Source organism: Boseongicola sp., assembly GCA_014075275.1.
In the GTDB taxonomy this organism is placed as follows: domain Bacteria; phylum Pseudomonadota; class Alphaproteobacteria; order Rhodobacterales; family Rhodobacteraceae.
The window spans coordinates 1,953,217-1,975,313 of the sequence record CP046179.1 but is presented as its reverse complement, the minus strand read 5'-3'; the positions used below and the strand labels follow the sequence as shown (position 1 = coordinate 1,975,313).

15 protein-coding genes, 1 tRNA gene and 1 pseudogene are annotated in these 22,097 nt (G+C 55.4%); 6 read left to right on the top strand and 11 right to left on the bottom strand.

Going from position 1 to position 22,097, the window contains the following annotated elements; translation table 11 throughout:
- Positions 1–47: 47 nt before the first annotated feature.
- The 3 genes from GKR98_09935 to GKR98_09925 form a co-directional block, all read right to left on the bottom strand.
- Positions 48–719 carry a response regulator gene (locus GKR98_09935; protein ID QMU58482.1) on the bottom strand — a complete coding sequence of 224 codons (672 nt, stop codon included), beginning with the start codon at positions 717–719 and terminating at the stop codon, positions 48–50.
- On the bottom strand, positions 716–2,299 hold the full coding sequence (locus tag GKR98_09930) for a HAMP domain-containing protein (protein ID QMU58481.1): 1,584 nt from the start codon (positions 2,297–2,299) through the stop codon (positions 716–718). Before GKR98_09930 ends, GKR98_09935 begins: the two co-directional genes overlap by 4 nt.
- A gap of 481 nt (positions 2,300–2,780) precedes the next feature.
- Positions 2,781–2,855: transfer RNA gene (locus tag GKR98_09925), tRNA-Gly, on the bottom strand.
- Between the two features lie 84 nt (positions 2,856–2,939).
- Here GKR98_09925 and GKR98_09920 point away from each other — a divergent pair.
- Positions 2,940–3,890 (top strand): 2-dehydropantoate 2-reductase, encoded by a 951-nt coding sequence (locus tag GKR98_09920; protein ID QMU58480.1) that lies wholly within the window; start codon positions 2,940–2,942, stop codon positions 3,888–3,890.
- 9 nt (positions 3,891–3,899) lie between these two features.
- On the opposite strand, the gene GKR98_09915 is transcribed toward GKR98_09920, so the two are convergent.
- Together GKR98_09915 and GKR98_09910 are read right to left on the bottom strand one after the other, a co-directional pair.
- Positions 3,900–4,442 carry a DUF2314 domain-containing protein gene (locus GKR98_09915; GenBank protein ID QMU58479.1) on the bottom strand — a complete coding sequence of 181 codons (543 nt, stop codon included), beginning with the start codon at positions 4,440–4,442 and terminating at the stop codon, positions 3,900–3,902.
- A 443-nt stretch (positions 4,443–4,885) separates the two neighbouring features.
- Entirely contained in the window at positions 4,886–5,302 is a 417-nt protein-coding gene (locus tag GKR98_09910) for a VOC family protein (protein ID QMU58478.1), read from the bottom strand.
- A gap of 187 nt (positions 5,303–5,489) precedes the next feature.
- Between GKR98_09910 and GKR98_09905 the strand changes: the two genes are divergently transcribed.
- Positions 5,490–6,371 (top strand): methyltransferase domain-containing protein, encoded by an 882-nt coding sequence (locus GKR98_09905; GenBank protein QMU58477.1) that lies wholly within the window; start codon positions 5,490–5,492, stop codon positions 6,369–6,371.
- Between the two features lie 728 nt (positions 6,372–7,099).
- Here the strand turns inward: GKR98_09905 and GKR98_09900 are convergent.
- Both GKR98_09900 and GKR98_09895 read right to left on the bottom strand, forming a co-directional pair.
- A complete protein-coding gene (locus GKR98_09900; GenBank protein ID QMU58476.1) occupies positions 7,100–10,543 on the bottom strand; it encodes a pyruvate carboxylase in 3,444 nt (1,147 codons plus the stop codon).
- A gap of 168 nt (positions 10,544–10,711) precedes the next feature.
- Positions 10,712–11,854 carry an alpha-hydroxy-acid oxidizing protein gene (locus tag GKR98_09895; protein QMU60053.1) on the bottom strand — a complete coding sequence of 381 codons (1,143 nt, stop codon included), beginning with the start codon at positions 11,852–11,854 and terminating at the stop codon, positions 10,712–10,714.
- 227 nt (positions 11,855–12,081) lie between these two features.
- Here GKR98_09895 and GKR98_09890 point away from each other — a divergent pair, with 227 nt between their 5' ends.
- Positions 12,082–14,775 (top strand): AAA family ATPase, encoded by a 2,694-nt coding sequence (locus tag GKR98_09890; protein ID QMU58475.1) that lies wholly within the window; start codon positions 12,082–12,084, stop codon positions 14,773–14,775.
- A 312-nt stretch (positions 14,776–15,087) separates the two neighbouring features.
- On the opposite strand, the gene GKR98_09885 is transcribed toward GKR98_09890, so the two are convergent.
- Positions 15,088–16,335, bottom strand: a complete 1,248-nt coding sequence (locus GKR98_09885; GenBank protein ID QMU58474.1) for an aminopeptidase — start codon at positions 16,333–16,335, stop codon at positions 15,088–15,090.
- 146 nt (positions 16,336–16,481) lie between these two features.
- Here GKR98_09885 and GKR98_09880 point away from each other — a divergent pair, with 146 nt between their 5' ends.
- On the top strand, positions 16,482–17,393 hold the full coding sequence (locus tag GKR98_09880; protein QMU58473.1) for an EamA family transporter: 912 nt from the start codon (positions 16,482–16,484) through the stop codon (positions 17,391–17,393).
- A 54-nt stretch (positions 17,394–17,447) separates the two neighbouring features.
- On the opposite strand, the gene GKR98_09875 is transcribed toward GKR98_09880, so the two are convergent.
- Positions 17,448–17,768, bottom strand: a complete 321-nt coding sequence (locus tag GKR98_09875; protein QMU58472.1) for an elongation factor P — start codon at positions 17,766–17,768, stop codon at positions 17,448–17,450.
- 216 nt (positions 17,769–17,984) lie between these two features.
- Here GKR98_09875 and efp point away from each other — a divergent pair.
- Positions 17,985–18,548 (top strand): annotated as a pseudogene (gene efp, locus GKR98_09870) (elongation factor P).
- A 3-nt stretch (positions 18,549–18,551) separates the two neighbouring features.
- Here efp and GKR98_09865 read toward each other — a convergent pair.
- Positions 18,552–19,289, bottom strand: coding sequence for a folate-binding protein (locus GKR98_09865; GenBank protein ID QMU58471.1), 738 nt, complete (start codon positions 19,287–19,289; stop codon positions 18,552–18,554).
- Between the two features lie 58 nt (positions 19,290–19,347).
- On the opposite strand from GKR98_09865, the gene GKR98_09860 reads away from it, so the two are divergent.
- Positions 19,348–20,043, top strand: coding sequence for a glycosyltransferase (locus tag GKR98_09860; protein QMU58470.1), 696 nt, complete (start codon positions 19,348–19,350; stop codon positions 20,041–20,043).
- Positions 20,044–20,202: 159 nt separating this feature from the next.
- Here the strand turns inward: GKR98_09860 and GKR98_09855 are convergent, their stop codons facing one another.
- On the bottom strand, positions 20,203–21,984 hold the full coding sequence (locus GKR98_09855; protein QMU60052.1) for an ATP-binding cassette domain-containing protein: 1,782 nt from the start codon (positions 21,982–21,984) through the stop codon (positions 20,203–20,205).
- Positions 21,985–22,097 lie beyond the last annotated feature (113 nt).

Sequence of the window (22,097 nt, the reverse complement as noted above, 5' to 3'; positions counted from 1 at the left end):
AAATGCAATCTTGTGTCCAAAGGGCTTCGCTCGAACGAAGCTGGTTTTCAAAGCCGATACCCGCGCCCGCGGATCGTTTTTATCACTTCACCATCATCAATTGCAGACAATTTGCTGCGCAGTCGTCTGATATAGACATCGACCACATTTGTCAGTGGATCTTCGTGCGCACCCCAGACGTTCTGTAATATCCGTGCCCGGCTGACGACTTTGCCGCTTTCTGTCATCAGAAATTCCAACAAAGCATACTCCAGCGAAGTCAGTTCAATTGATTGCCCGTAATAAGTAACGTCTAAGGCATCTGTGTCGAACTCCAACTCGCCGACACGCAACCGGTATCCCGGTAAGGACGATGAGCCGCCCGACTCACGGCCCATGACTGTCAATCGGGCTACAAGTTCGTCAAATGCGAACGGTTTGGTCAGGTAATCGTCAGCCCCCATCCGCAATCCCTGAACCACGTCCGCGGTTGTTTCCAAGGCCGTCAGCATCAGGATTTTCGTTTTTATTCCGTCATACCGAAGTTTCTGACAGACTTCCCGACCGTCCATCCCGGGCATCATCAGGTCCAGAACAATGGCGTCGTAATCGCCATCCGTGGCTTTTCTATAACCCGTGCTACCATCCCGTGCGACGTCCAGCAGGCAGCCTTCGGCCGTTAAGCCGCGCACCAGAAATTCGACGATGCGCTCGTCATCTTCGACCAGCAGAAGCTTCATTCAAACTCCTGGTCGTCCGCAATCGGAAAACTGACCAATATCGCTGTGCCTCCCCACCGGCTGTCGCGAATTTCGATGTCGCCACCATGCGCCAGGGCAAGCGATTTGGCGATAGGCAATCCCAATCCTGTTCCAGGAACGTTTTCTGTCGCACTTTGGGGCGCGCGAACGAACCTTTCGAAAACCGCATTTCTGTCATTCAGAGCAATGCCGGGACCATTGTCTTCGATTGAAACAACCGCCCGATCCGATGCGATGCAAGTCCAGATCAAAATCTCCACGCCTTCCTGTGAATGGTGAATTGCATTGGTCACCAAAACCCGAACAAGCTGCGAAATCCGGTTGCGGTCGCCTTCGATAAAGATATCACCACCATGCAGCGACATGCGCAACTTCGCCTTCGCTTTTTTGGCAATTCCCTGCATTTGTTCGACGTTCGCCGCGATTTGCGCGTTAAGTTCAATCTCTTCTGTGCGCAAATCAAGCACGCCGGCCTGTTCTCGCGCTATCAGAAATAGATCATTGACCACAGTGGTAAGCTGCTCTGAAAGCTCAACAATCTTCTCCAAGGCCAAGTGTTGAGTGTCGGTCACCTGGGTCTTTGCACGCAACGCCACTTCGGCCTCGCCCCGGATGGCTGTCACCGGTGTGCGCAACTCGTGCCCGATGTCAGCGAAAAAACGACGCCGCAGATTTTCGCGAGATTTCAATTCTTCGTTCAACTCAGAAAGTTCAAGCGTGCGCAATTTGACCCGGCTCTCCAGTTCATCCTTGGATTCCTGCAGATCATGTCGTTTGCGCAGAAGTTGCCCGGCCATCACATTGAATCGTCCCGCCAGTTGGGAAAACTCGTCTCCCCCGTCCAATTGGAAACGAAAGGCCAGATTATCCTCGGCAAATTCGTTGGCACCATGCTCCAGTTTCAGCAGGCCATTGTTCATACGTCGCAACACAGTAAAGGCCACAAGCAGCACCAATAAGACCGATGACGCTCCCATGCCCCAGGCCAATGCACTCAGTTGGGCACCAAATTGGGATATGTTCTGGCGGACGTCCTCCAACTGATTGCGCTCCAGCAAAATGGCATTCTCGATCAAATCGGATACCGCGCCGTCAATCCGCGTTTCAAGAGTCTCGGTTGCCAGAACCCGACCGCGCTCGATCTGCCCGCCTTGTATGGACAATTCAGCCAGCCGGATCTCGTCGAATGCCGTCAGTATCTCGTTGCTCAATGTGGCCAGGTCTGACGCCAGCGGCAAATCCCCGCTCGGGCTAAGACTATGTTCACGGCTGCTTGAAATCTCGATTTCTTTCAGCGTATCCCGAATGTCCTTTTCAGCTTCCAGTATGTCAAAGGCAAAGCCGTCAGTGCCGGACAGCAAGTCCCGTCGCGCCTGTTTGAACGTTCGAAACAACCGACCTGAAAGTTGCAGGTATCCTGACAAAGTTTGATTGGCCAACATCGCGCGCTCTTGATTGTCGCTGTGTCTTTGATTGGCCAAAACCAACATCGCAGAACAGACCAAAGCCATGGCCCCAACCGCTATGAATGCCACGGTCAGCTGGGTTCTAATCAACATGCATATTGTCCATTTCCGATCCCACGGTCAGTCGTTCAGAGTGTTTTCTATCAGCAACTTTGACAAAAGATGGATTTCCAATTGCAATCGGTCTCGGCAATTGCGCGATGCACAATTAGCAACCTTCCCGCTCACCGGTACAATTGAGATTGATCTTTTTGTCTCACGCACGCGTCGCCACGTGTCCCACGCCGAATTATTTTCACCTTCGATTCCCGATGTCAGTGTCGCAAAGGTCCGATGGACGCCGCCGATTCTTAACCGACGTCTCATTTGTTGTTCATATTCAATTCATTATTTGGCATTTTGGTCCCGGTTTGTGCTGACATACGGGACTTTCGCAAGACACTGCCGCAAATCTAGGCAGAATTCACCAGTGCCATGAGCCTCTCAAAGCGTCCATGCGCACAAAACCACAGTCAGACTTGCAGGCAAATGCCCGCGCGTCTGCGAATATTCACGCTATCGGTGAGGACCCATTTGGAGCGGGCGATGAGATTCGAACTCACGACCCTAACCTTGGCAAGGTTATGCTCTACCCCTGAGCTACGCCCGCATCCTATGGATGAGGCGTCAATTATAAACTCCGCCCCCGTCCTGCAAGCGAAAAATACCCTTGTCGGCAAAAATCCTGCTCGTCATGGTCAGGCAAAGGAGACGCGACATGAAAATTCTCGTAATGGGCGCAGGCGCGCTGGGCGGCTATTTTGGGGCTCGGTTGGCGTTTGCCGGTCATGACGTCACATTCGTAGCCCGTGGCGCACATCTTGAGGCAATGCAGAAACAGGGCCTGCGCATCGAGAGCCGTTGTGGCGATATCCGATTGTCTAAGGTGAAAGCGGTCGAGGATGTTTCCAAAGTCGAAACGCCCGATGTCGTCATGCTGATGGTCAAGACATACGATGTAGAAGCCGCAGCCATCCAACTTAAGCCTGTTCTTGGTCCTGAAACCTTGATCGTTTCTTGCCAGAACGGCGTTAGCGCTCCTGACCGTATCGCAAGTGTGGTCGGGGCAGGTCGCGTCACGCCTTGCGTCGTTTATATGCCCGCGTCGATCAAGGAACCCGGCGTCATATTCCACCCTGCTGAATTTCACCGTATCGGCGTTGGCGAACTGGACGGAAGTGAAAGCAAACGCATCAGGGCGTTCGCCGACGCCGTAAATGCATCTGGCCCCGATTGCACCATCAGCGCGGACATTCGCGCAACTTTTTGGGAAAAGTTGATCCCGCTGGCCAGCTTGTCGGCCATAACATGCCTCACCCGGCTCGATATCGGCCCAGTACGGGACACACCCTCAACCCGGCGCCTGCTACTGGACGCAATCGATGAAGCTCATGCGGTCGCGCGCGCAGTATGCCCAACTGTCTCAGCACAGGCCGGCGCAAAAGCGCGCGCAATACTTTTGGAAGAATTGGGTCGCGATACCCATGCGTCAATGCAGGATGATCTGATGCGCGGAAAAAGACTGGAACTCAATGACCTGTCCGGCGAGATCGTGCGCTTCGGGGCGCGTCACAACGTACCAACACCGTTCCACAGCTTCGCTACTGCCGCGCTCCAGCCATTTGTCGACGGAACGCCGTCCTAGCCTTGCGCGTTACCAGGTGGCCGGCGTTGGTGTCAGCGAAAGCGTCGCACGCAACTGTGCGGCTGCCCCCGAGCTCATTCCAGCCAGCAAAGCGCGTGTCGTATAATTTCCGTACATCCGGCCATTGCGCCCGATGAAATACCAATCCTGAACCTGATCTTGTTCAAAGGCCACAACGTCGCCTTCGCCGACTACTGAAAGGCCCTCGGGTGCGTCCGCGACGCGTCCCATGACCCGACCTTCGGCGGTATCGATTGGCGTAACCCAAATAGAGACAGTGCCGCCGTCACCTGCTTCCAATGCAACTTTCATACCGACACCGGACCGCAATGCCTGATTGTCGTTCAGCGAATAGTCCAGAAATTGGGTGAGATGTATCCGGGCAAGGTCTCCGGGTGCGGCATCAATAGAGGCTGCATGTATTACCGGTTCACCAGAGCCAGCTCGCGCTGGTCCTGCGCTATAGCCTATATTCGCTGAAACAAATGAAACTGTTAACAACGTCAGCCCTGCCAGCCGACCGCGTGTTTTCCAATTCATGCCCGCCTCCATCACGTCAGGCTTTCACCTTCCGGCGCGAATTTGGCAGCATGGTTACGAGACTAAGGCGAAAACGAGGTAAAGCACGCTTCATTCGACCGATCCGCAAATCCTGCGGCTGGCCGTGTTGTTTCAGACTCAGTTTAGGAAATGGTTAATGCGGGGCCGGGCAGGGTGAATTTGGTCCCGGCATGACCGCTTGGACCGCCTATATCAACTTTTCGACCACTGAACGAACCGGCGTTAGTTCAATGGTTAAAGTGCCGTTCATCTTAGTTACCGTACGTCGCCTGATCTCTGCGCCCAATCCGCAATATCGATCCCGACACCGACGTAATACCGACGCGATACCGACGTGGCCGATTTGGCCGATACCGCTTGTTTTTATGGGTTAACGGGCAATTGCTGCTGCACGCAACGCCCAACCATCGAACGGTGCCTTAACGATTACAGGCTCACGCCGTCTGATCAGTGCCCGAACGATCGCTTTTGGCGAACTGGATCAAGTCCCAACGATTGCCCCAGGGATCAACCCAAACCGCAACGCGGCCATAAGGTTCATCTCGCACAGCACCCTCGAACTGCCCGCCCGCAGCCGTTATCTTGGCGTGGTCTTCTTCAAATTCCAAAGTCTCGAGAAACAGCCAAACCCGACCACCGCCTTGAGAACCAACGGTTACTTCCTGCGCTTCACCCACCGCCCGAGCCAGCAACATTTCCGTCTCGGCCCCCGGCGGCGCAATCCGAACCCACCGCTTACCATTGCCAAGATCCGTATCCTCGCGAAGCTCGAACCCGATCGCGGTAAAGAACGCAATGGCAGGGTCATAGTCGGGAACCAGGAGTGAAAAGAGAGCGATACGATTGGGCATGACATCAGGTGTAGCGGCGAACTGCCGAGGAAGAAATATCGGTTTTCAGCTCATTGCGGACATTATCCATTTGGCGTGTTACGGTATGAAGATTGTCGTCGGACTGCACGAAAGAGCATACCTTGAACTGGATCAATGGGGCGGCATCCGTCCGCGTTTGTGTCCTTGATTTCATAGGAGATCAGTTATGCAAAGTAAGTTTATGGAACTCGCTACATCCGCAAATGCGCTGATAGCCATCGGACTTGCGTTGAAAGTAAAGCTGCAAGCCGAGCCAGACGACCCAGCATTGATGGATCAAGTGGCGCAAGTCGTTGATGCACTTGGCCTGACCAAGTCGATGGAAGCTCTAACCAAACCGCAGGCCGCGACGATGCTGGCGAATATTCGAGGCGATCTTCTTCTCGGTGTGCGGGTTCTCTGTGATGACAAGACGACCTCGGAATGGGAACATGATCAAGCCGAGCTTTTGCAAACATTCGGAGAAGTTTCGGCGGGATTCCCAAAAGTTCTGAAATCTAAGATCGGGCCTGAGCTGTATGGGCTTCTGGAGCGTTTAGAGAAGCCTGGTGCGCGGTTTCTTGATATTGGGACAGGTGTCGCTGAGTTATCGATTGCAATGGTCAGGCAGTGGCCCAGCCTGGAGGTTCTTGGAATCGAACCGTGGGAGCCTTCACTCGCTATTGGTTTTCGGAACGTAACCGAAGCAGGTCTCGAGGAGAAGATCGAACTCAGAAAGTCCCGTGCGGAAGCGCTTACAGAGTTTGACGCCTTCGACCTAGCTTGGGTGCCGAGCGCATTCATTCCAAGTCACTCGTTACCCAGCGTCCTCGAAAGAGTCAGCAATGCGCTAAAAGCTGGCGGATGGTTATTACTTGCGAGACCGCACCATGACAGTGAGCCATTGGCACGTGCCACCGCGCACTTTCGGACTGTATTATGGGGCGGCGGACCTTTGTCATGCGAAGATGCCGAGGAACATCTTAACAAAGCCGGTCTACATGATGTGCGCAGCGTGTCGATGCCGCCAGGCGCGCCGATCGCCGTTACCATCGGTCGCTGCAAGTGAGGGATATCGCGGTTGCAAGGTCAGTATGAACGACTGGTTTGTCCCACGCTCCAAACATTCTGCAATTCACAACGCCCCCCAAAAACAATTCAGCGGCAGATGCTATCATCTGCCGCTGAGATTTTTTTCATTTCATTTTTTCGTCCGATGCCCAAACACTAAGGCGTAGATAAAATCACGACAGATCAAGTATATCAGCATTGGAAGTACCATCAAAAATAATGCGGCACTCAATAAATGATCTCTGCGTCGTGTCCCCATCGCAGGCGGTTGCAGGGTATGCCTTCTAATCGTTGGATTTCCGGTGTGTTTCTTCTTCCGGTTTCTAAACCCCTGCGGGGGGTCATGCTGGGACATTTCCGAACGAATGAGCGATCGCAATCAGTGCCATCTCAGTCGTCCTTCCGAAAATTATCTTTTAAATTCAATGTTTAATATGCTTCATTCTATATTTTTTTCGCGCGATTGTCCATAGCGCGGCGCTGCCGATTGGGCAGTATCCAGCGAATTTAATGGCTGAAAAGGCAAACTTTTTCCGTACGAACAGGATGCAAACGCTTGCAACAAGTTCGGCAATTTCCGTTTCGAATCGGATTGATCGGCATTTCACACTAGTCGTGCCTGTATGCGCTGATCTGGAGATTTACGAGATTAAGCTACGGCCACCCGGATGGTCCGTTCGAAACGCCAGTCGACGCGACCGGCAATTCAAATCCCATTTCCCAAATCTATTCCAACTCCACCAGCAAATCTTTAGCGTCAATCTGACTGCCTGGCGTGACGTGCACGGCCTTCACAACCGCGTCGCGCTCAGCGTGAATACCGGTCTCCATCTTCATGGCTTCGATGGTCAGCATCAGATCGCCCTCCTTGACCTCGCCGCCGGCCTGCACTGCAACCGAGGCCACAACCCCAGGCATTGGTGCACCGACGTGACCGGCATTTCCGGCATCTGCCTTCGGTCGTACTGCCTGTGCGCCCTTAGACGAATAATCAGTAACGCGGATCGTGCGCGGCTGACCGTTCAGCTCGAAAAAGACTTTAGCCTCACCTTCGGCGTTCGTTTCGGCAATTGCCTGACAGCGGATTTCCAGCGTTTTGCCGGGATCGATCTCAACTGAAATTTCGTCGCCGGGCTTCATGCCGTAAAAGAAGTTCTTTGTCGGCAAGGTCCGAACCGGCCCGTATTTTTCGTGACGGCCCATGTAGTCCATGTAGACCTTCGGATACATCAGATAGCCGTTCAGATCCTCGTCATCTACTTCAAACCCATCCAGATCTTTGGACAACTTGGCGCGCGTTTCTTCCAGATTGACCGCAGCCACGTTTTTGCCCGGACGATCAACAGAGGCCTTTTCGCCCTTCAAGATCTTCTTCTGAATGGCCTTTGGCCACCCGCCAGGAGGCTGACCCAGATTGCCGCGCATCATGTCGATTACGCTGTCCGGGAAAGCCACGTCTTTCTTCGGATCCTCGACTTCAGCGCGCGTCATGTTCTGGCTGACCATCATCAACGCCATGTCGCCAACGACCTTGGACGATGGCGTCACCTTCACGATGTCGCCAAACATCTGGTTCACGTCCGAATACATCTCGGCCACTTCGTGCCAGCGTTCTTCAAGACCCAGCGAACGGGCCTGTGCTTTAAGGTTCGTGAACTGACCGCCGGGCATTTCGTGCAGATAAACTTCAGATGCAGGGGCCTGAAGTCCGCTTTCGAACGCCGCATATTGCCCGCGAACTGCCTCCCAATAGTTCGAGATCTCGCGGACCGCTTCGATGTCCAGCCCAGTATCCCGGTCCGCACCCTTTAGCGCTTCGACAATCGTGCCCAGCGTCGCCTGAGAGGTGTTACCCGAAAGCGCGTCCATTGCGCAGTCAACAGCATCTACACCAGCCTCAGCGGCCGCCAAAATGGTGGCACTAGCAATCCCGGCAGTGTCGTGAGTGTGGAAGTGGATCGGCAATCCAACTTCTTCCTTCAGTGCCTTAACCAGAATGCGCGCGGCAGCAGGTTTTAGCAGACCGGCCATATCTTTCAGGCCCAGAACATGGGCGCCAGCGCCTTTCAGCTCCTTACCCATATCAACGTAATACTGCAGATCGTATTTCGCGCGATCCGGGTTCTGGATGTCGCCTGTGTAACAAATGGTGCCTTCGCAAACCTTGTTGTTCTCAACCACGGCGTCCATCGCAACGCGCATGTTTTCAACCCAGTTCAGCGAGTCAAACACGCGGAAAACATCTACCCCGGTCTCAGCGGCTTGCTTCACAAAGAACTGCACCACATTGTCGGGATAATTGGTGTATCCGACTCCATTCGCGCCACGCAAAAGCATCTGCGTCATCAGGTTTGGCATCTTGGCGCGCAGATCACGCAACCGCTGCCATGGGCATTCCTGCAAGAACCGGTAAGCCACATCGAACGTCGCGCCTCCCCAGCATTCAACGCTGAAAAGCTGTGGCAGATTGGCGGCGTAAACAGGAGCCGCATTGACCATATCAATTGACCGCATTCGGGTCGCCAAAAGCGACTGATGCCCGTCACGCATGGTCGTGTCTGTGATCAACAGCTGCTTTTGATCACGCATCCAGTCCGCCAGCGCCTCGGGGCCAAACTCATCCAGAATGTTTTTCGTGCCCGGGGTTGGTGCATCAGCGCGCAAAGCGGGCGGGACGGGTTCGCGCGCATCTGCGGCTGGCATCGGACGACCTGCTGTCTCGGGATGTCCATTGATGGTGATATCGCCAAGATAGGTCAGGATTTTTGTTGCCCGGTCGCGGCGCGGTTTGAAGTCAAACAATCCGGGCGTCTCGTCGATAAACTTCGTGTGGTATTGGTTGTTCAGAAAGGTCTCGTGTTTCAACAGGTTCTCAACAAAGGCGATATTGGTTGAAACCCCGCGAATACGAAACTCTCTGAGTGCCCGGTCAATTCGCGCAATCGCAGCTTCCGGTGTCGGTGCCCATGCCGTCACTTTCTCCAACAGCGAGTCATAATACCGGGTGATTACAGCCCCGGAATAGGCCGTTCCTCCATCCAGGCGGATACCCATGCCTGTCGCCCCGCGATATGCGGTGATGCGACCATAGTCCGGGATGAAGTTGTTGGTCGGGTCTTCGGTCGTCACCCGGCATTGGATCGCATGGCCATTCAGGGCGACGTCATACTGGCTGGCCGTGCCCGTCGCCTCGATCAGTGACTTCCCTTCGGCAATCTTGATCTGTGCCTGCACAATGTCGATGCCGGTGACTTCTTCCGTCACAGTATGCTCGACCTGGACCCGCGGGTTCACCTCGATAAAGTAGAATTCACCAGACTCCATATCCATCAGAAACTCTATGGTGCCTGCGCATTCATAATCCACTTGCTCGGCAATCTTCTTGCCAAGACCGCAAATCCGCTCGCGCTGGGCGCTGGACAGATACGGGGCAGGGGCACGTTCGACTACCTTCTGATTCCGGCGCTGAACTGAACAATCCCGCTCCCACAGATGATAGATGTTGCCCTGACTGTCGCCGAGGATCTGAACCTCGACGTGACGGGCACGCATAATCATCTTTTCCAGATAGCCTTCGCCATTACCGAAAGCGGCCTCGGCTTCGCGCCGACCTTCCAGAACTTTCTCTTCCAGCTCGTCCGCCGAATAGATCGGGCGCATCCCACGCCCGCCACCGCCCCACGAGGCCTTCAGCATGATTGGATAGCCAACGTCGTCAGCCTGCTTGCGAGTCAACTCCATGTCGTCGCCCAAAACGTCCGACGCCGGAATAACCGGCACACCTGCTTTGATGGCTACCTGCCGTGCGCTGGCCTTGTCGCCAAGGGCGCGCATTGTGTCGGCTTTCGGGCCGATAAAGGTAATGCCATTGGCGGCACAGGCGTCGACGAAATCGGGGTTCTCAGACAACAAACCATAACCAGGATGGATGGCGTCGGCCCCGCAGGCTTTGGCAACGCGGATGACTTCTTCGATCGACAAATAGGCTGCAACAGGCCCCAGGCCTTTGCCGATCTGATAAGCCTCATCTGCTTTGAAACGGTGAAGGTTAAGTTTGTCTTCTTCGGCGTAAACGGCCACCGTGCGCTTGCCCAACTCGTTGGCCGCGCGCATGACGCGAATAGCGATTTCTCCCCTGTTTGCGATCAGGATTTTCTTGAAATCGGCCATTAGCAGCATTCCTTATTTTGCAGTTGCAGCATTCTTTAACCAGCGAAGAGCCATCGGGCAAGTTTCACACAGGCTTTCGCGCGATTTACGGCAATTTGTCCCACCTATTACAAGTGGCGATCATGCAAAATTCATGCGCACGACAATTTCTCGCGGTGACGCGACATCTCAGGGGGTCTTGACCAGCTTTCCGGGCAATTCAGCCAGCGAATGCGCCCCCATATTGCCCATCGCCAATACTAAGTCATCGCGCAACATGTCGATCAAATGGGCCGGTCCCTTGTCGGCCAATGCACCAACTGCATAATGAAAAGCACGTCCTAACATGACAAAGTCGGCTCCCAATGCCAGAGCGCGCAGGATGTCCAGACCTCCGGTCACTCCTGAATCAAAGATGATCGGCGCATCTGGCAAGGCGGCCCGGATAGGGAGCAGGGCGTGGACTGAGGCTGGACCGCCATCAAACTGACGCCCCGTGTGGTTCGAAATCCAAAGCGCATCCACGCCTGCCGCCATCAACCGCTCGGCATCCTTCACTTTCTGAACACCCTTGACGATGAATGGTCCGTCCCACTCGGTGCGCAGCTCATCAATATCAGACCACCCCGGCTGACCCCTCAATATATGCCCGGCGTGCGAGACCGAGTTAAACCCGCCGCGTTCGCTCACATAGCTTTCCAGAAACTTCAGGCTCGGGATGCCTTCACGCAATGTGCCAATGGTCCATGCCGGATGGCAGATCATTGACCAAAGCATCTTGGCATCGATCTGTGGCGGCAACGTCAGGTTCGCACGCCGCTGTCGCTCCCGGCGGCTGTCCACCGGCACATCAACTGTCAGGATTAACGTATGAAATCCAGCCTCGCGCGCCCTACGCAGCTGATCACTGCGGATGTCCTTGTCGGTGGGCATATACATCTGAAACCAGCCCTGATCGCCGATAAACGGCACCAGATCTTCCGGCACGACCGTTGCCACTGAACTCATCCCATAGGGCAATCCAGCTTCGGCACAGGCCGCGGAAATGATCTTCTCAGCCCTGGGCCACATCACGCCTGACATGCCGACCGGCGCGCATCCAAAGGGCAGGGGATAGGATCGGCCCAGAAATTCAGTCGTGACATCCGGCACAAACGGCCCTTCAAGGATCGAGGGCATAAACTCGATGTCCCGCAGAGCCGCCATGTTGCGGTGATGCTGGTCTTCAACGCCGGTTGCCGAATCCAGATACTCGAAAATAAAATGCGGCACCCGTCGCCGTGACAGTTCCCTTAAATCCGAAATCGCCGGGTATTTGTTCTCAAGCTCCATGACGTCACATAAGCCCAAGTCAAAGCGAAGGAAAACCTCCCCAGTCTTCTTTCTGGCAAAAATACTCATTCTTTAAGGCGCTTCCGTCAGGATGCGCCCACCACGCCGCGAACAAAGTTCGCGGCTCAACTCATCAATTCCAACCTCGATGGCCAAGGATTATCGGACAGAACAGAGCGCGAACACCCTCTTTCCCTTACTTCATTAACCCGGTAAGCTCTCGCCCCATGAGCAGCTTCGCCGACGACAGTGATTTCCCCGACCGCATGCCCCTTTCGGCGCAAGCCGTCGCCGCCCGTCCCGCCCCCTATCTGGACGAATTGAACCCCGCCCAACGCGAAGCCGTCGAGGCATTGGACGGCCCCGTCCTGATGCTCGCTGGCGCTGGAACCGGCAAAACCAAGGCCCTGACCACCCGCATCGCGCATCTTCTGGTCACCGGCAAAGCCCGGCCCAACGAAATCCTTGCCGTGACATTCACCAATAAAGCCGCACGCGAGATGAAAAACCGCGTAGCAGGGCATTTGGGTCAGACCATAGAACGCATGCCCTGGCTCGGCACCTTCCACGCCATCTGTGTCAAACTTCTCAGACGCCACGCCGAACTCATTGGCACAGAAACTATTAGCGGATTGAAACCAGACGGCGGGGTCGAGAATGATGCTGTCTTGCTGGACGAAAGCGAAGGCGGGCAAGGCGCATATGATTTGGGCCCAACGCCTCGGCCAGGCGTTCAAGCCACAACTCAAGCCAACGACCGCTCCCATCTGAAATCCAATTTCACAATACTGGACACCGACGATCAGGTCCGCTTGATGAAGCAACTGATCGTCGCGGAAGGCATCGATGAGAAACGCTGGCCCGCCCGCCAACTGGCCCACATCATCGATGGTTGGAAGAACAGAGCTTTGACCCCCGACAAAGTTCCCGCAGCCGACCACGGAGCCTTCAATCACCGCGGTGTTGAACTATACGCCGCATATCAACAACGGCTGCTCACCCTAAACGCAGTCGATTTCGGTGACCTGCTGCTCCACGTTGTCTGGATCTTCCAGAACCACAATGACGTGCTGGAGCAATACCAACGCTGGTTCAAATACATCCTCGTCGACGAATACCAGGACACCAACGTCGCCCAATACCTCTGGCTGCGACTTCTGGCCCAAAGCCACAAGAACATCTGCTGCGTCGGCGACGACGACCAGTCCATCTACGGCTGGCGCGGTGCCGAAGTAGGCAACATTCTGAAGTTCGAGAAAGATTTCCCCGGCGCCAAAGTCATCCGGCTGGAACAAAACTACCGCTCCACTCCCCACATCCTTGCCGCCGCGTCCGGTGTCATAACCGCCAACCAGGGCCGGTTAGGAAAGACTTTGTTCACTGAAGCTGAGGAGGGTTGGAAAGTTAAATTGATCGGCCACTGGGACGGAGACGAAGAGGCCCGTTGGATCGGCGAGAAGATCGAGAGTCTTGCCGATGGAAGTGCGAGTGAAGCCATTTACCGGCAAAATCCACGCTCAAAAACTAATTCACAGGAAGCCGAGCGGTTGTCGAAGGGTGGGATAGTTTCCCAAAACTCTGATGGTGACATTCATCAAGTAAATCTGAGCCGTGCGAATAGCCTTTCTCCTAACGGTGTAGGGAACAATCCTGTGCCGCGAAAATTCGAGTTAGATGAAATCGCCATCCTCGTGCGCGCCAGCCACCAAATGCGCGCGTTCGAAGACCGTTTCCTGACTATTGGCCTTCCCTACCGCGTGATCGGCGGCCCTCGTTTCTATGAGCGTATGGAAATCCGCGATGCCATGGCCTATTTCCGCCTGTCGGTCAGCCCTGACGATGACCTCGCGTTTGAACGCATCGTAAATACTCCCAAGCGAGGCCTAGGCGACGTCGCCCAGAAGAAAATCCAGACCGCCGCCCGCACCAATGGAGTGTCCCTGGTCGAAGGCGCACGCCTTCTCCTCGCGGCCAAAGGTCTCGGTGGCAAGGGTGCCAAGGAACTCGCCAAACTTGTCGAAGGTCTTAGCCGCTGGCACTCGATTGTGCGCGCAGGCCAGAACCACCTCGAACTGGCCGAACAAATTCTGGACGAAAGCGGCTACACCGAGATGTGGCAAAACGACAAAACCCCCGAAGGCCCCGGACGTTTGGAAAACCTGAAGGAACTCGTCAAAGCGCTGGAAAGTTTCGAGAACCTGCAAGGCTTCCTGGAACACGTTTCGCTGATCATGGACAACGAAAGCGAAGACGGCGAAGCCAAAGTCTCGATCATGACACTGCATGCGGCCAAAGGTCTGGAATTCCCCGCCGTCTTCCTGCCCGGCTGGGAAGATGGGTTGTTTCCGTCCCAACGCAGCATGGACGAAAGCGGCCTGAAGGGCTTGGAAGAAGAACGAAGGCTGGCCTACGTCGGCATCACCCGCGCCGAAGAAATTGCAACGATCAGCTTTGCCGGCAACCGTCGGGTATACGGCCAGTGGCAAAGCCAGATGCCCTCGCGCTTCATTGATGAACTGCCCGCAGATCACGTCGAGGTCCTGACCCCGCCCGGCCTTTATGGTGGAGCCTTCGGTGCCGCCGCAGCCCCTGACATGGCCGGTGCTCCCAAAAGCGACTTGCACGATCAAGCCGCTCAGGCCGATGGGTACAACTCGCCTGGATGGAAACGCCTTCAAAACCGCAGCCAGCATCGCGGCATGTCGCAGCCGTCTGAAGCCAAGAACATGGTCATCGATCTGAACGCAACCTCGTCTCACACCATCGGCGACCGGGTGTTTCACCAAAAATTCGGATACGGCCACATCACCGGGATCGAAGGCGATAAGCTGGATATCGCATTCAACAAAGCCGGTGATAAAAAGGTCGTTGCGAAGTTCGTCACAGCGGCGGCCACCGCCGGGGACGACGTTCCGTTCTAACAGGTGTCGCCGCGGGCTGCGCCCGCGTCGATCCGCCTCTCGCTGACGCTCGGGGCTGGACAGGGGCTTTGCCCCTCAACCCTTCGGGTCTCACCCCAGGATATTTTCGGGCCAATAATAGCGCTTTGTTTACTCTGTTCGGTGAGGCTGAGGGCGCGGCACAGGCGGGGACGCCGATGGCCGCGGCCGGTAATTACCGGGCGGCCCGTTTCTTAAGAGGCGGGCCGTGTCTATTATTGGCCCATAAATATCCTCAGGGGGACTGGGGGATGAAATCCCCCAGTCTGTCGACGACGTCAGTCGGCGAAACCCTCAGTTCGCCCAGTTGCCACCCCGGAACACAGGCACACGCTCGCCATTGGTCGTAACGCCATCAATTTCGGTCTCGGCGCTGCCGATCATCCAATCCACATGGATCAGGCTTGAATTTCCACCACGCGCCGCCAGATCAGTATCCGAAATGTCATCAGACTCCAGCAGGCAATCCTTATAACACTGGCCCAAAGCGATATGGCAGGCGGCGTTTTCGTCATAAAGCGTGTTGTAAAAAAGAAGCCCGCTTTCGGAGATTGGCGATGCATGAGGCACCAAAGCAACCTCGCCGATCCGGGACGCGCCCTCATCCGTTTCCAGCAGCTTCTTGAACACATCCTCGCCGCGCGATGCACTTGCTTCCACGATCTTGCCGCCTTCGAAGCGCACCTCAATGTCTTCGATCAAGGTGCCTTGATGGCTAAGGGGTTTCGAAGCCCGCGCCACCCCGTTCACATTGGCCAAATGCGGCGTCGTAAAGACCTCTTCGGTGGGCATGTTCGGGTTGCAGATAATGCCGTTCTTGGCCTCACTTGCGCCGCCCTGCCATAGATGACCATCAGCCAGCCCGACGGTCAGATCGGTGCCCGACCCCTGGAAGTGCAAGGCTGCAAATCGCTGGTCGTTCAGCCAATCCCGCCGCCGCGCCAACTCGCTGTTGTGCGCATCCCAGGCCGCAACCGGATCATCGCGATCTACGCGCGAGGCGGCGAAAATCGCCTCGGCCAGCCGCGCCTGCGCCGCGTCACCGTCCAGATCAGGGAACATCAATTGTGCCCAGGCACGTCCCGGATAAGAGACGATGGACCAGTTGATGGCGAAGCTCGCGATCTTTTCCAATGCGGGTTTATAGGCGATGGATTGCGCCTTAGACGCACGCCCGACCTTTTCAGGGTCCATATCCGACAGCGCCATGGGATTGTCCGATGATACATGCAAGCGTGCAGCGTTCGCTCCATATGCCTCGCCCATGCCTTTGAACAACCAGTCAGGGGCGTCGTCGAAACTGTCGTCTGCGCCATGCAGATACCGCGCCCGCATGATCGCTTCGTCACTCAAAATAGGCGTGACGACCGATGCGCCCGCTTTATAGGCGGCGACCGCTATCCGGCGCACCAAAGGCAGCGCTTCTACCGATCCAGTCAAAACCAACTGCTGCCGCGGTTGCAGGTTCAAACCGGTGCTGACCGCGACGTCGGCCAGACGATCCAGTTTTGAGACGTCAAAGGGCAGGGTGGCGTCGGTCATGATAGGTCTCCTTGGGTTACCCTCGACGTAAGCTGCGTTCCCATTGCCGTAAAGCCGCTTTGCGCAAATATTTTGTCGTGTTTCCTGTGGAAAGTCCGGGACAAACGGGTCTTTGATGAACCGGCGCTATTTCATCGGAGCCCCCAATGGTCACCTCTCACATTCAAGAGAAACAGCCTGACAGCACCCTGCTGGCCATCGCCGCGATAATTATTGCAATGCTGTCGCTGTCCTTCGGGGACGCGCTGGTGAAACTCTACAGCGCGGATTTCGTCATCTGGCAAATATTCATCCTGCGCTCGGTTATCGCCGTCGCGGTTTTGATGGTCGCCTGGTGGCTTTGGGTGCCCCGTGACCGAAAGCGCCCCGGCCACATCGGCTGGACGTCCTTGCGCAGCCTACTGATGGTGATCATGTGGATTTTCTACTATCTGGCGCTGCCCAATGTTCAACTGTCACTGGCGGCTGCGGCAATGTATGTCGCGCCGCTTTTCATTACGCTTTTCTCGGCAGTATTTCTGGGCGAGCGTATTCGTCCCGTCGGCTGGATCGCTGCCACGATCGGTTTTGTCGGTGTTCTGGTGATCTTGCGCCCGCGCGCGGGAGACATCAATTTCTACGCGTTTTTGCCAATCATCGCGGCGATGTTCTATGGTTTTGCCGTCATCCTGACGCGCAGCAAATGCCGGAACGAGCATCCCGTTACGCTGTCCATCGCGTTGAACGCAGCTTTTCTTGTGGTTGGGGCAATTGGAACAGCGATCGTCCCGTTCCTGACCGACAAGCGCGAGGGGTTCTTTCTGGGACTATGGCCTGACATGGGTGGGGCGGAATGGGTGACGATGCTGATCCTGGTTGCCGTCATCCTGATCACAGGCTTTTTCGTCATCATCGCCTATCAGAATGGCCGGCCACAGATCGTCTCGACCTTTGATTTTTCGTATGTCGGCTTTGCCGTTCTCTGGGGTGCCCTGATGTTCGGGGACCTGCCAGACACCATCTCGTTCGTCGGCATCCTGATGATCGTTGGCGGTGGAATGCTGAGCCTTAGAAACTAAAAAACGCGCTCCGTTTCCGGGGCGCGTTTTTTAAACCAGTCAGGCGGGTGGGCTTTATGCCGCTTGCGCTTGCTCGGCGGCGTGACGCCGCTCGCTTTCTTCACGGCTGAGCGCGACGGATGTCCGCACACCTTTGCCGACGAATTCCATCAGGCCCTTCACAACCCGTTCGTTCGGGTCGATACCCGCACAGGTCAGAACCTCACGACCATCGCGCGACCGCGCCCAACGCGCAATCTGCTCAGGACCGTTCCCATATTTCTTGTCATCAGCAATGGCATCATCGAGCGCCGCCAGCACAACTGCAGCGAAAAGTTTCTTCGCGCGATTGCCTTGCTCGTGGTTAAATGCCGTGCCGTCCACAAAGTCAGCCATTCTTATTCCTTTATTCTTGCTCTTGCGCCTTTAAGCGTGACGTCCCTTATGACGGGTTCGACACCACTTTTGTCATTCTTTTTTGGAATGGCTCCTATGCGTGGTAAGCATAGCCAGCAAATTTCCAATCCCTGATTTCGCAGCCTTGTCAGCAGCTTGTGCCTAGAATATAGGGTTTTGAAACGTTTTATCAACAAAATGATGTGGTTGACCGCGATGCCAAAAATCAATGGAAACGAGATTCGAGTCGGAAATGTCCTTGAACATAACGGCGGATTGTGGGTTGCGGTGAAAACCGACCACGTAAAGCCCGGCAAGGGCGGCGCTTTTGCCTAGGTCGAGATGAAAAACCTCCGCAATGGTTCGAAACTGAACGAGCGTTTTCGTTCGGCTGACAAAGTGGAACGCGTCCGTCTCGAACAAAAAGATCAGCAGTTCCTCTACGAATCCGACGGTATGCTGGTCTTCATGGACAACGAAACCTTCGAGCAGATCGAATTGCCCTCTGACATCCTCGGCGACCGCCGCCCGTTCCTGCAAGACGGCATGTCCATCAAAATCGAATATCACGAAGCCGAGGCCCTAAGCGCTTCCCTGCCGCAGAAGGTCACATGCATGGTTGTCGAGACCGAGCCGGTCGTCAAAGGCCAAACCGCCGCCAACAGCTTCAAACCTGCGATTCTGGATAACGGCGTCAAAGTCATGGTCCCGCCCTTCGTCGGTCAGGACGAAGCGATCATCGTGAACACCGAAACGATGGAATACGCCGAACGGGCCTAGCGCTTAATCACGCACCTCAACAACGGCGTCACCGGCTCTTAGTGTTCCGGTGGCGCGATCTTTGCGCAAATATGCGATGCCGCGCCCGTCAGCCTGACTGAATAACGTGCCCGCAACTTTCCCGGCTTCGTTGACTATTTCGGTGCCTACGGGTGCCACTCCGTCAACTGCGACAGACATCAAACCCTTTTTCAGTTCCGTTTTATGCTTCATGCGGGCGGTCACTTCCTGACCTACATAGCACCCCTTCTTGAAATCAACGCCATTCAGACGTTCGAAACCGACTTCCAGCGGGTAGCTCTCGTTCGGTAGCAACTCAATGCCGGTTTCCGGCACCAAAGCCGCAACGCGCAATGCGGTCCAATTGCCATCGTCACCTGAACGCCCATCATAGGCCCGCCATCCCAACGACGCATGCCGAGGGTCTGCAAACGCGCCTTCCGCGCCATCTCCCAACCCGCGCGAAGGTACAATGTCGGTCTCTTCAATGGTCACATCAGCCCGCAGCTTATACATCGACAACCGCTGAACCAGCGCCGGGGCCAGCGCGGCGCCCACATCCAGCAAAATGCTGTCGCCTTCAGCCAAAAGAAAGAAATCGGCCAGATACTTCCCTTGCGGCGTCAGTAGCGCCGTCCAGACCAGACCCCGATCCACCCGCGCCACATCATTGGTCACAAGGTTTTGCAAGAAGTCCCGCACATCCCCGCCGCTGATCTTTAAGACTTTCCGCTCGCCCATGCTGGCCTCCTGCCGCGTCTCGCGCCTATATAGGGCGAACATTGGCAAACTGCATCCCATGGCCGCACAGCTTTCTATCATTATTCCTACGCTAAACGCCGCAACTCAATTGCCCGAAACGGCAAATGCGTTGCTGGAAGGTATTTCGACGGGCTTGATAAAAGAACTGATCATCTCTGACGGTGGTTCTTCTGACGAAACTGAAATGATCGCCAAAGAGCTTGGGGCTATATTCATATCCGGCAAAAAGAGCAGGGGCGGGCAGATCGCCCGCGGCGTCGCTGCTGCAAAAGGTGACTGGCTCCTGATCCTCCATGCTGACACACATTTGTCTCCTGACTGGATGGGCGCTGCGCAGGTGCATATGACCCATCACGGCCAAGACGCCGGTTGGTTCCGTCTCAGATTTCGCGCCGAAGGTATCATGGCGAAACTGGTGGCCGGCGGGGCAAACATTCGTTCAAAGCGGCTTGGCCTGCCATATGGCGATCAGGGTCTTTTGGTCGCGCGCGCTGTCTTGGAGCGTGTTGGCAGTGTTCCGGAGTTGCCTTTGATGGAGGACGTCGAACTGGCTTGCCGCCTCAAGGGCCGTCTTCGCCGGTTAGAGGCATACGCAGATACCTCAGCCGAAAAATATTTTTCCGAAGGTTGGATTAGGCGCGTCGCGCGAAATCTTTGCACGCTGGCTAAATACGCGCGCGGCCGCGACCCAGAGCAACTGGCGGCGGGATACGACAACAATTCAAAGTCTTAGCGCCGTGGTAATCTTTATGACCGAACGGTCGTCGTTAACGCAGCGTGCTTTGGAAAATACCGACGTAATACCGACGCGATACAGACAGCCGCTTTTCCATGAAAATAAGGCGTTTACCCTTGCAGACGTCGCGCGCAACGTTTTTGGGCGTGCGCCGCGTTAACTTTCTTTGAACTGCAGATCGTGAAGCCGGGCATATAGCCCACCGCGCGCCAGCAATTCTTCGTGGCGGCCTTCGTCCACAACCTGGCCTTTGTCCATCACGATGATCTTGTCTGCATTGCGGATCGTTGACAGCCGATGCGCGATGACAAGCGTCGTTCGATCCTTTGCCAGATGATTCAATGCCGCTTGCACTTTGGTCTCAGACTCGGTGTCCAGTGCCGACGTGGCCTCGTCCAAAAGCAAGATAGGCGCATTCCTGAGCAATGCGCGTGCAATCGCCACCCTTTGACGTTGTCCGCCAGACAGGGCTGACCCACGCGGCCCCGCTTCGCTCTCAAGTCCGCGCTCCAACTGACTGACAACATTCGTTAAATATGCAGCTTCTACTGCCGCATCCAACTGGTCTTCCGTTACATCCGGCGTGTTCAGAACAATATTGTCCCTCAGACTTTCATCAAACATCGGCGCGTCTTGTGTGACCACGGAAAACAGGCTGCGCAACTCCCTTAGATCGGCCAGATCAATTGCCGTCTCCCCGATCTTGACAGCCCCTGATGAAGGGTCGACAAGCCGTGTCAGCACATTGAAGATGGTCGATTTGCCGGCACCTGACGCGCCCACCAATGCCGTTGTTTCGCCAACCTTTGCCGTGAACGTCGCGCCATTCAGCGCCACTTCAGACCCAAAGCTGACGGCAACATTGTCAAACGTAATATCGGCATTCTCGGCGGTCACAGTTGCTGCCTCAGCAGGTGAATTAATCGTCGCCTGATGCTCGAACAACTCATACACACGCTCAAGGCTTGCCCGTGCCGTCTGCCAAGCCCCCGAAACGTTGGCAATCCGTCTAAGGGGTTCAAAAATCAGACCCATTGCTGTGAAGAACGACATGAATTCACCAACAGTCTTGTCGCCATCAATGATCTGGTTGCCGCCGTAGACAATGACCCCAAAAAACCCAATAGCAGCGACCAGGTCGGTCATGACCGGTATCCCTGCCATGCCAAATCTGACCCGCATTTCCTGTTTCAGTAAACCATTTGCCGTCGCACGAAATCGTGTGTCTTCACGGGGCTCGCTGGTGTTCAGCTTAATGGTGTTCACACCATGAAAAATCTCATCCAACCGCGTTGACATTCGTGCAGCTGCGGCCCTGGCGGCATGGCTTCGTTTGCGCACAAATCGCTGAAGAGCAACCACTGGAACCAATAAAACCGGCGCGGCTGCGACAGCGATTAAAGTCCAAAGCCAATCCACTGAAATTGCGACGGAAAACAACGCGATCAAACTTATCAAATCGCGCCCAAAAGCGGATAAAACAGTTGCCCAGATGGCTTGCGCCGCCGTGGTATCCCCGCGCACCCTCTCAATCAAAGTACCCGGTGGATTGCCCTGAAAGAACTGGCTGTCCAGTTTCATCAGATGCGCGACAAGATCGGCTTGCATCGCCGTCACGATCCGCAATCCGGCGCCTTGCATGATGGTGCGATGGGCAAATGCCGCAAAGGCCCGGATTACAAAGATGCCACCAATTGCCCCAGCTACAAACCAAACTGCCCCGCGGTCACCGGCAATAAAGACCTGATCGAACATCGGCTGAACCATATAGCTCAGCGCACCCAACATAGACCCTTCTATGGCCATGAAAATAAACGCAATAAAAATCCAAAGTCGTTCAGATCTCAGATAATTCTGCCAAAGCCAACGGGGAACAGGCGCTTGCGCGCCGTCTCTTGGAGGTAATGGGGGCGTGGGTCTTGGCTCGATCACGGACATTATTTTCTCATCGTTGTCTTTCCCTAGCGCCCACAGCCGGTGCAGACAAGCGATGCAGTGATTGACCTTGCCGGACATGACTCATACCCCTTCTGCATGACAGCTTCAGGAGT

Bases quoted from the DNA above. Each gene is read 5' to 3' on its own strand.
- GKR98_09865 (QMU58471.1), bottom strand. From the start codon at position 19,289: ATGGGCGAGCGGAAAGTCTTAAAGATCAGCGGCGGGGATGTGCGGGAC.
- GKR98_09880 (QMU58473.1), top strand. From the start codon at position 16,482: ATGGTCACCTCTCACATTCAAGAGAAACAGCCTGACAGCACCCTGCTG.
- GKR98_09895 (QMU60053.1), bottom strand. From the start codon at position 11,854: ATGGAGCTTGAGAACAAATACCCGGCGATTTCGGATTTAAGGGAACTG.
- GKR98_09890 (QMU58475.1), top strand. From the start codon at position 12,082: ATGAGCAGCTTCGCCGACGACAGTGATTTCCCCGACCGCATGCCCCTT.
- GKR98_09905 (QMU58477.1), top strand. From the start codon at position 5,490: ATGCAAAGTAAGTTTATGGAACTCGCTACATCCGCAAATGCGCTGATA.
- GKR98_09935 (QMU58482.1), bottom strand. From the start codon at position 719: ATGAAGCTTCTGCTGGTCGAAGATGACGAGCGCATCGTCGAATTTCTG.
- GKR98_09855 (QMU60052.1), bottom strand. From the start codon at position 21,984: ATGTCCGTGATCGAGCCAAGACCCACGCCCCCATTACCTCCAAGAGAC.
- GKR98_09910 (QMU58478.1), bottom strand. From the start codon at position 5,302: ATGCCCAATCGTATCGCTCTCTTTTCACTCCTGGTTCCCGACTATGAC.
- GKR98_09875 (QMU58472.1), bottom strand. From the start codon at position 17,768: ATGGCTGACTTTGTGGACGGCACGGCATTTAACCACGAGCAAGGCAAT.
- GKR98_09930 (QMU58481.1), bottom strand. From the start codon at position 2,299: ATGTTGATTAGAACCCAGCTGACCGTGGCATTCATAGCGGTTGGGGCC.
- GKR98_09860 (QMU58470.1), top strand. From the start codon at position 19,348: ATGGCCGCACAGCTTTCTATCATTATTCCTACGCTAAACGCCGCAACT.
- GKR98_09885 (QMU58474.1), bottom strand. From the start codon at position 16,335: ATGACCGACGCCACCCTGCCCTTTGACGTCTCAAAACTGGATCGTCTG.
- GKR98_09900 (QMU58476.1), bottom strand. From the start codon at position 10,543: ATGGCCGATTTCAAGAAAATCCTGATCGCAAACAGGGGAGAAATCGCT.
- GKR98_09915 (QMU58479.1), bottom strand. From the start codon at position 4,442: ATGGAGGCGGGCATGAATTGGAAAACACGCGGTCGGCTGGCAGGGCTG.
- GKR98_09920 (QMU58480.1), top strand. From the start codon at position 2,940: ATGGTCAGGCAAAGGAGACGCGACATGAAAATTCTCGTAATGGGCGCA.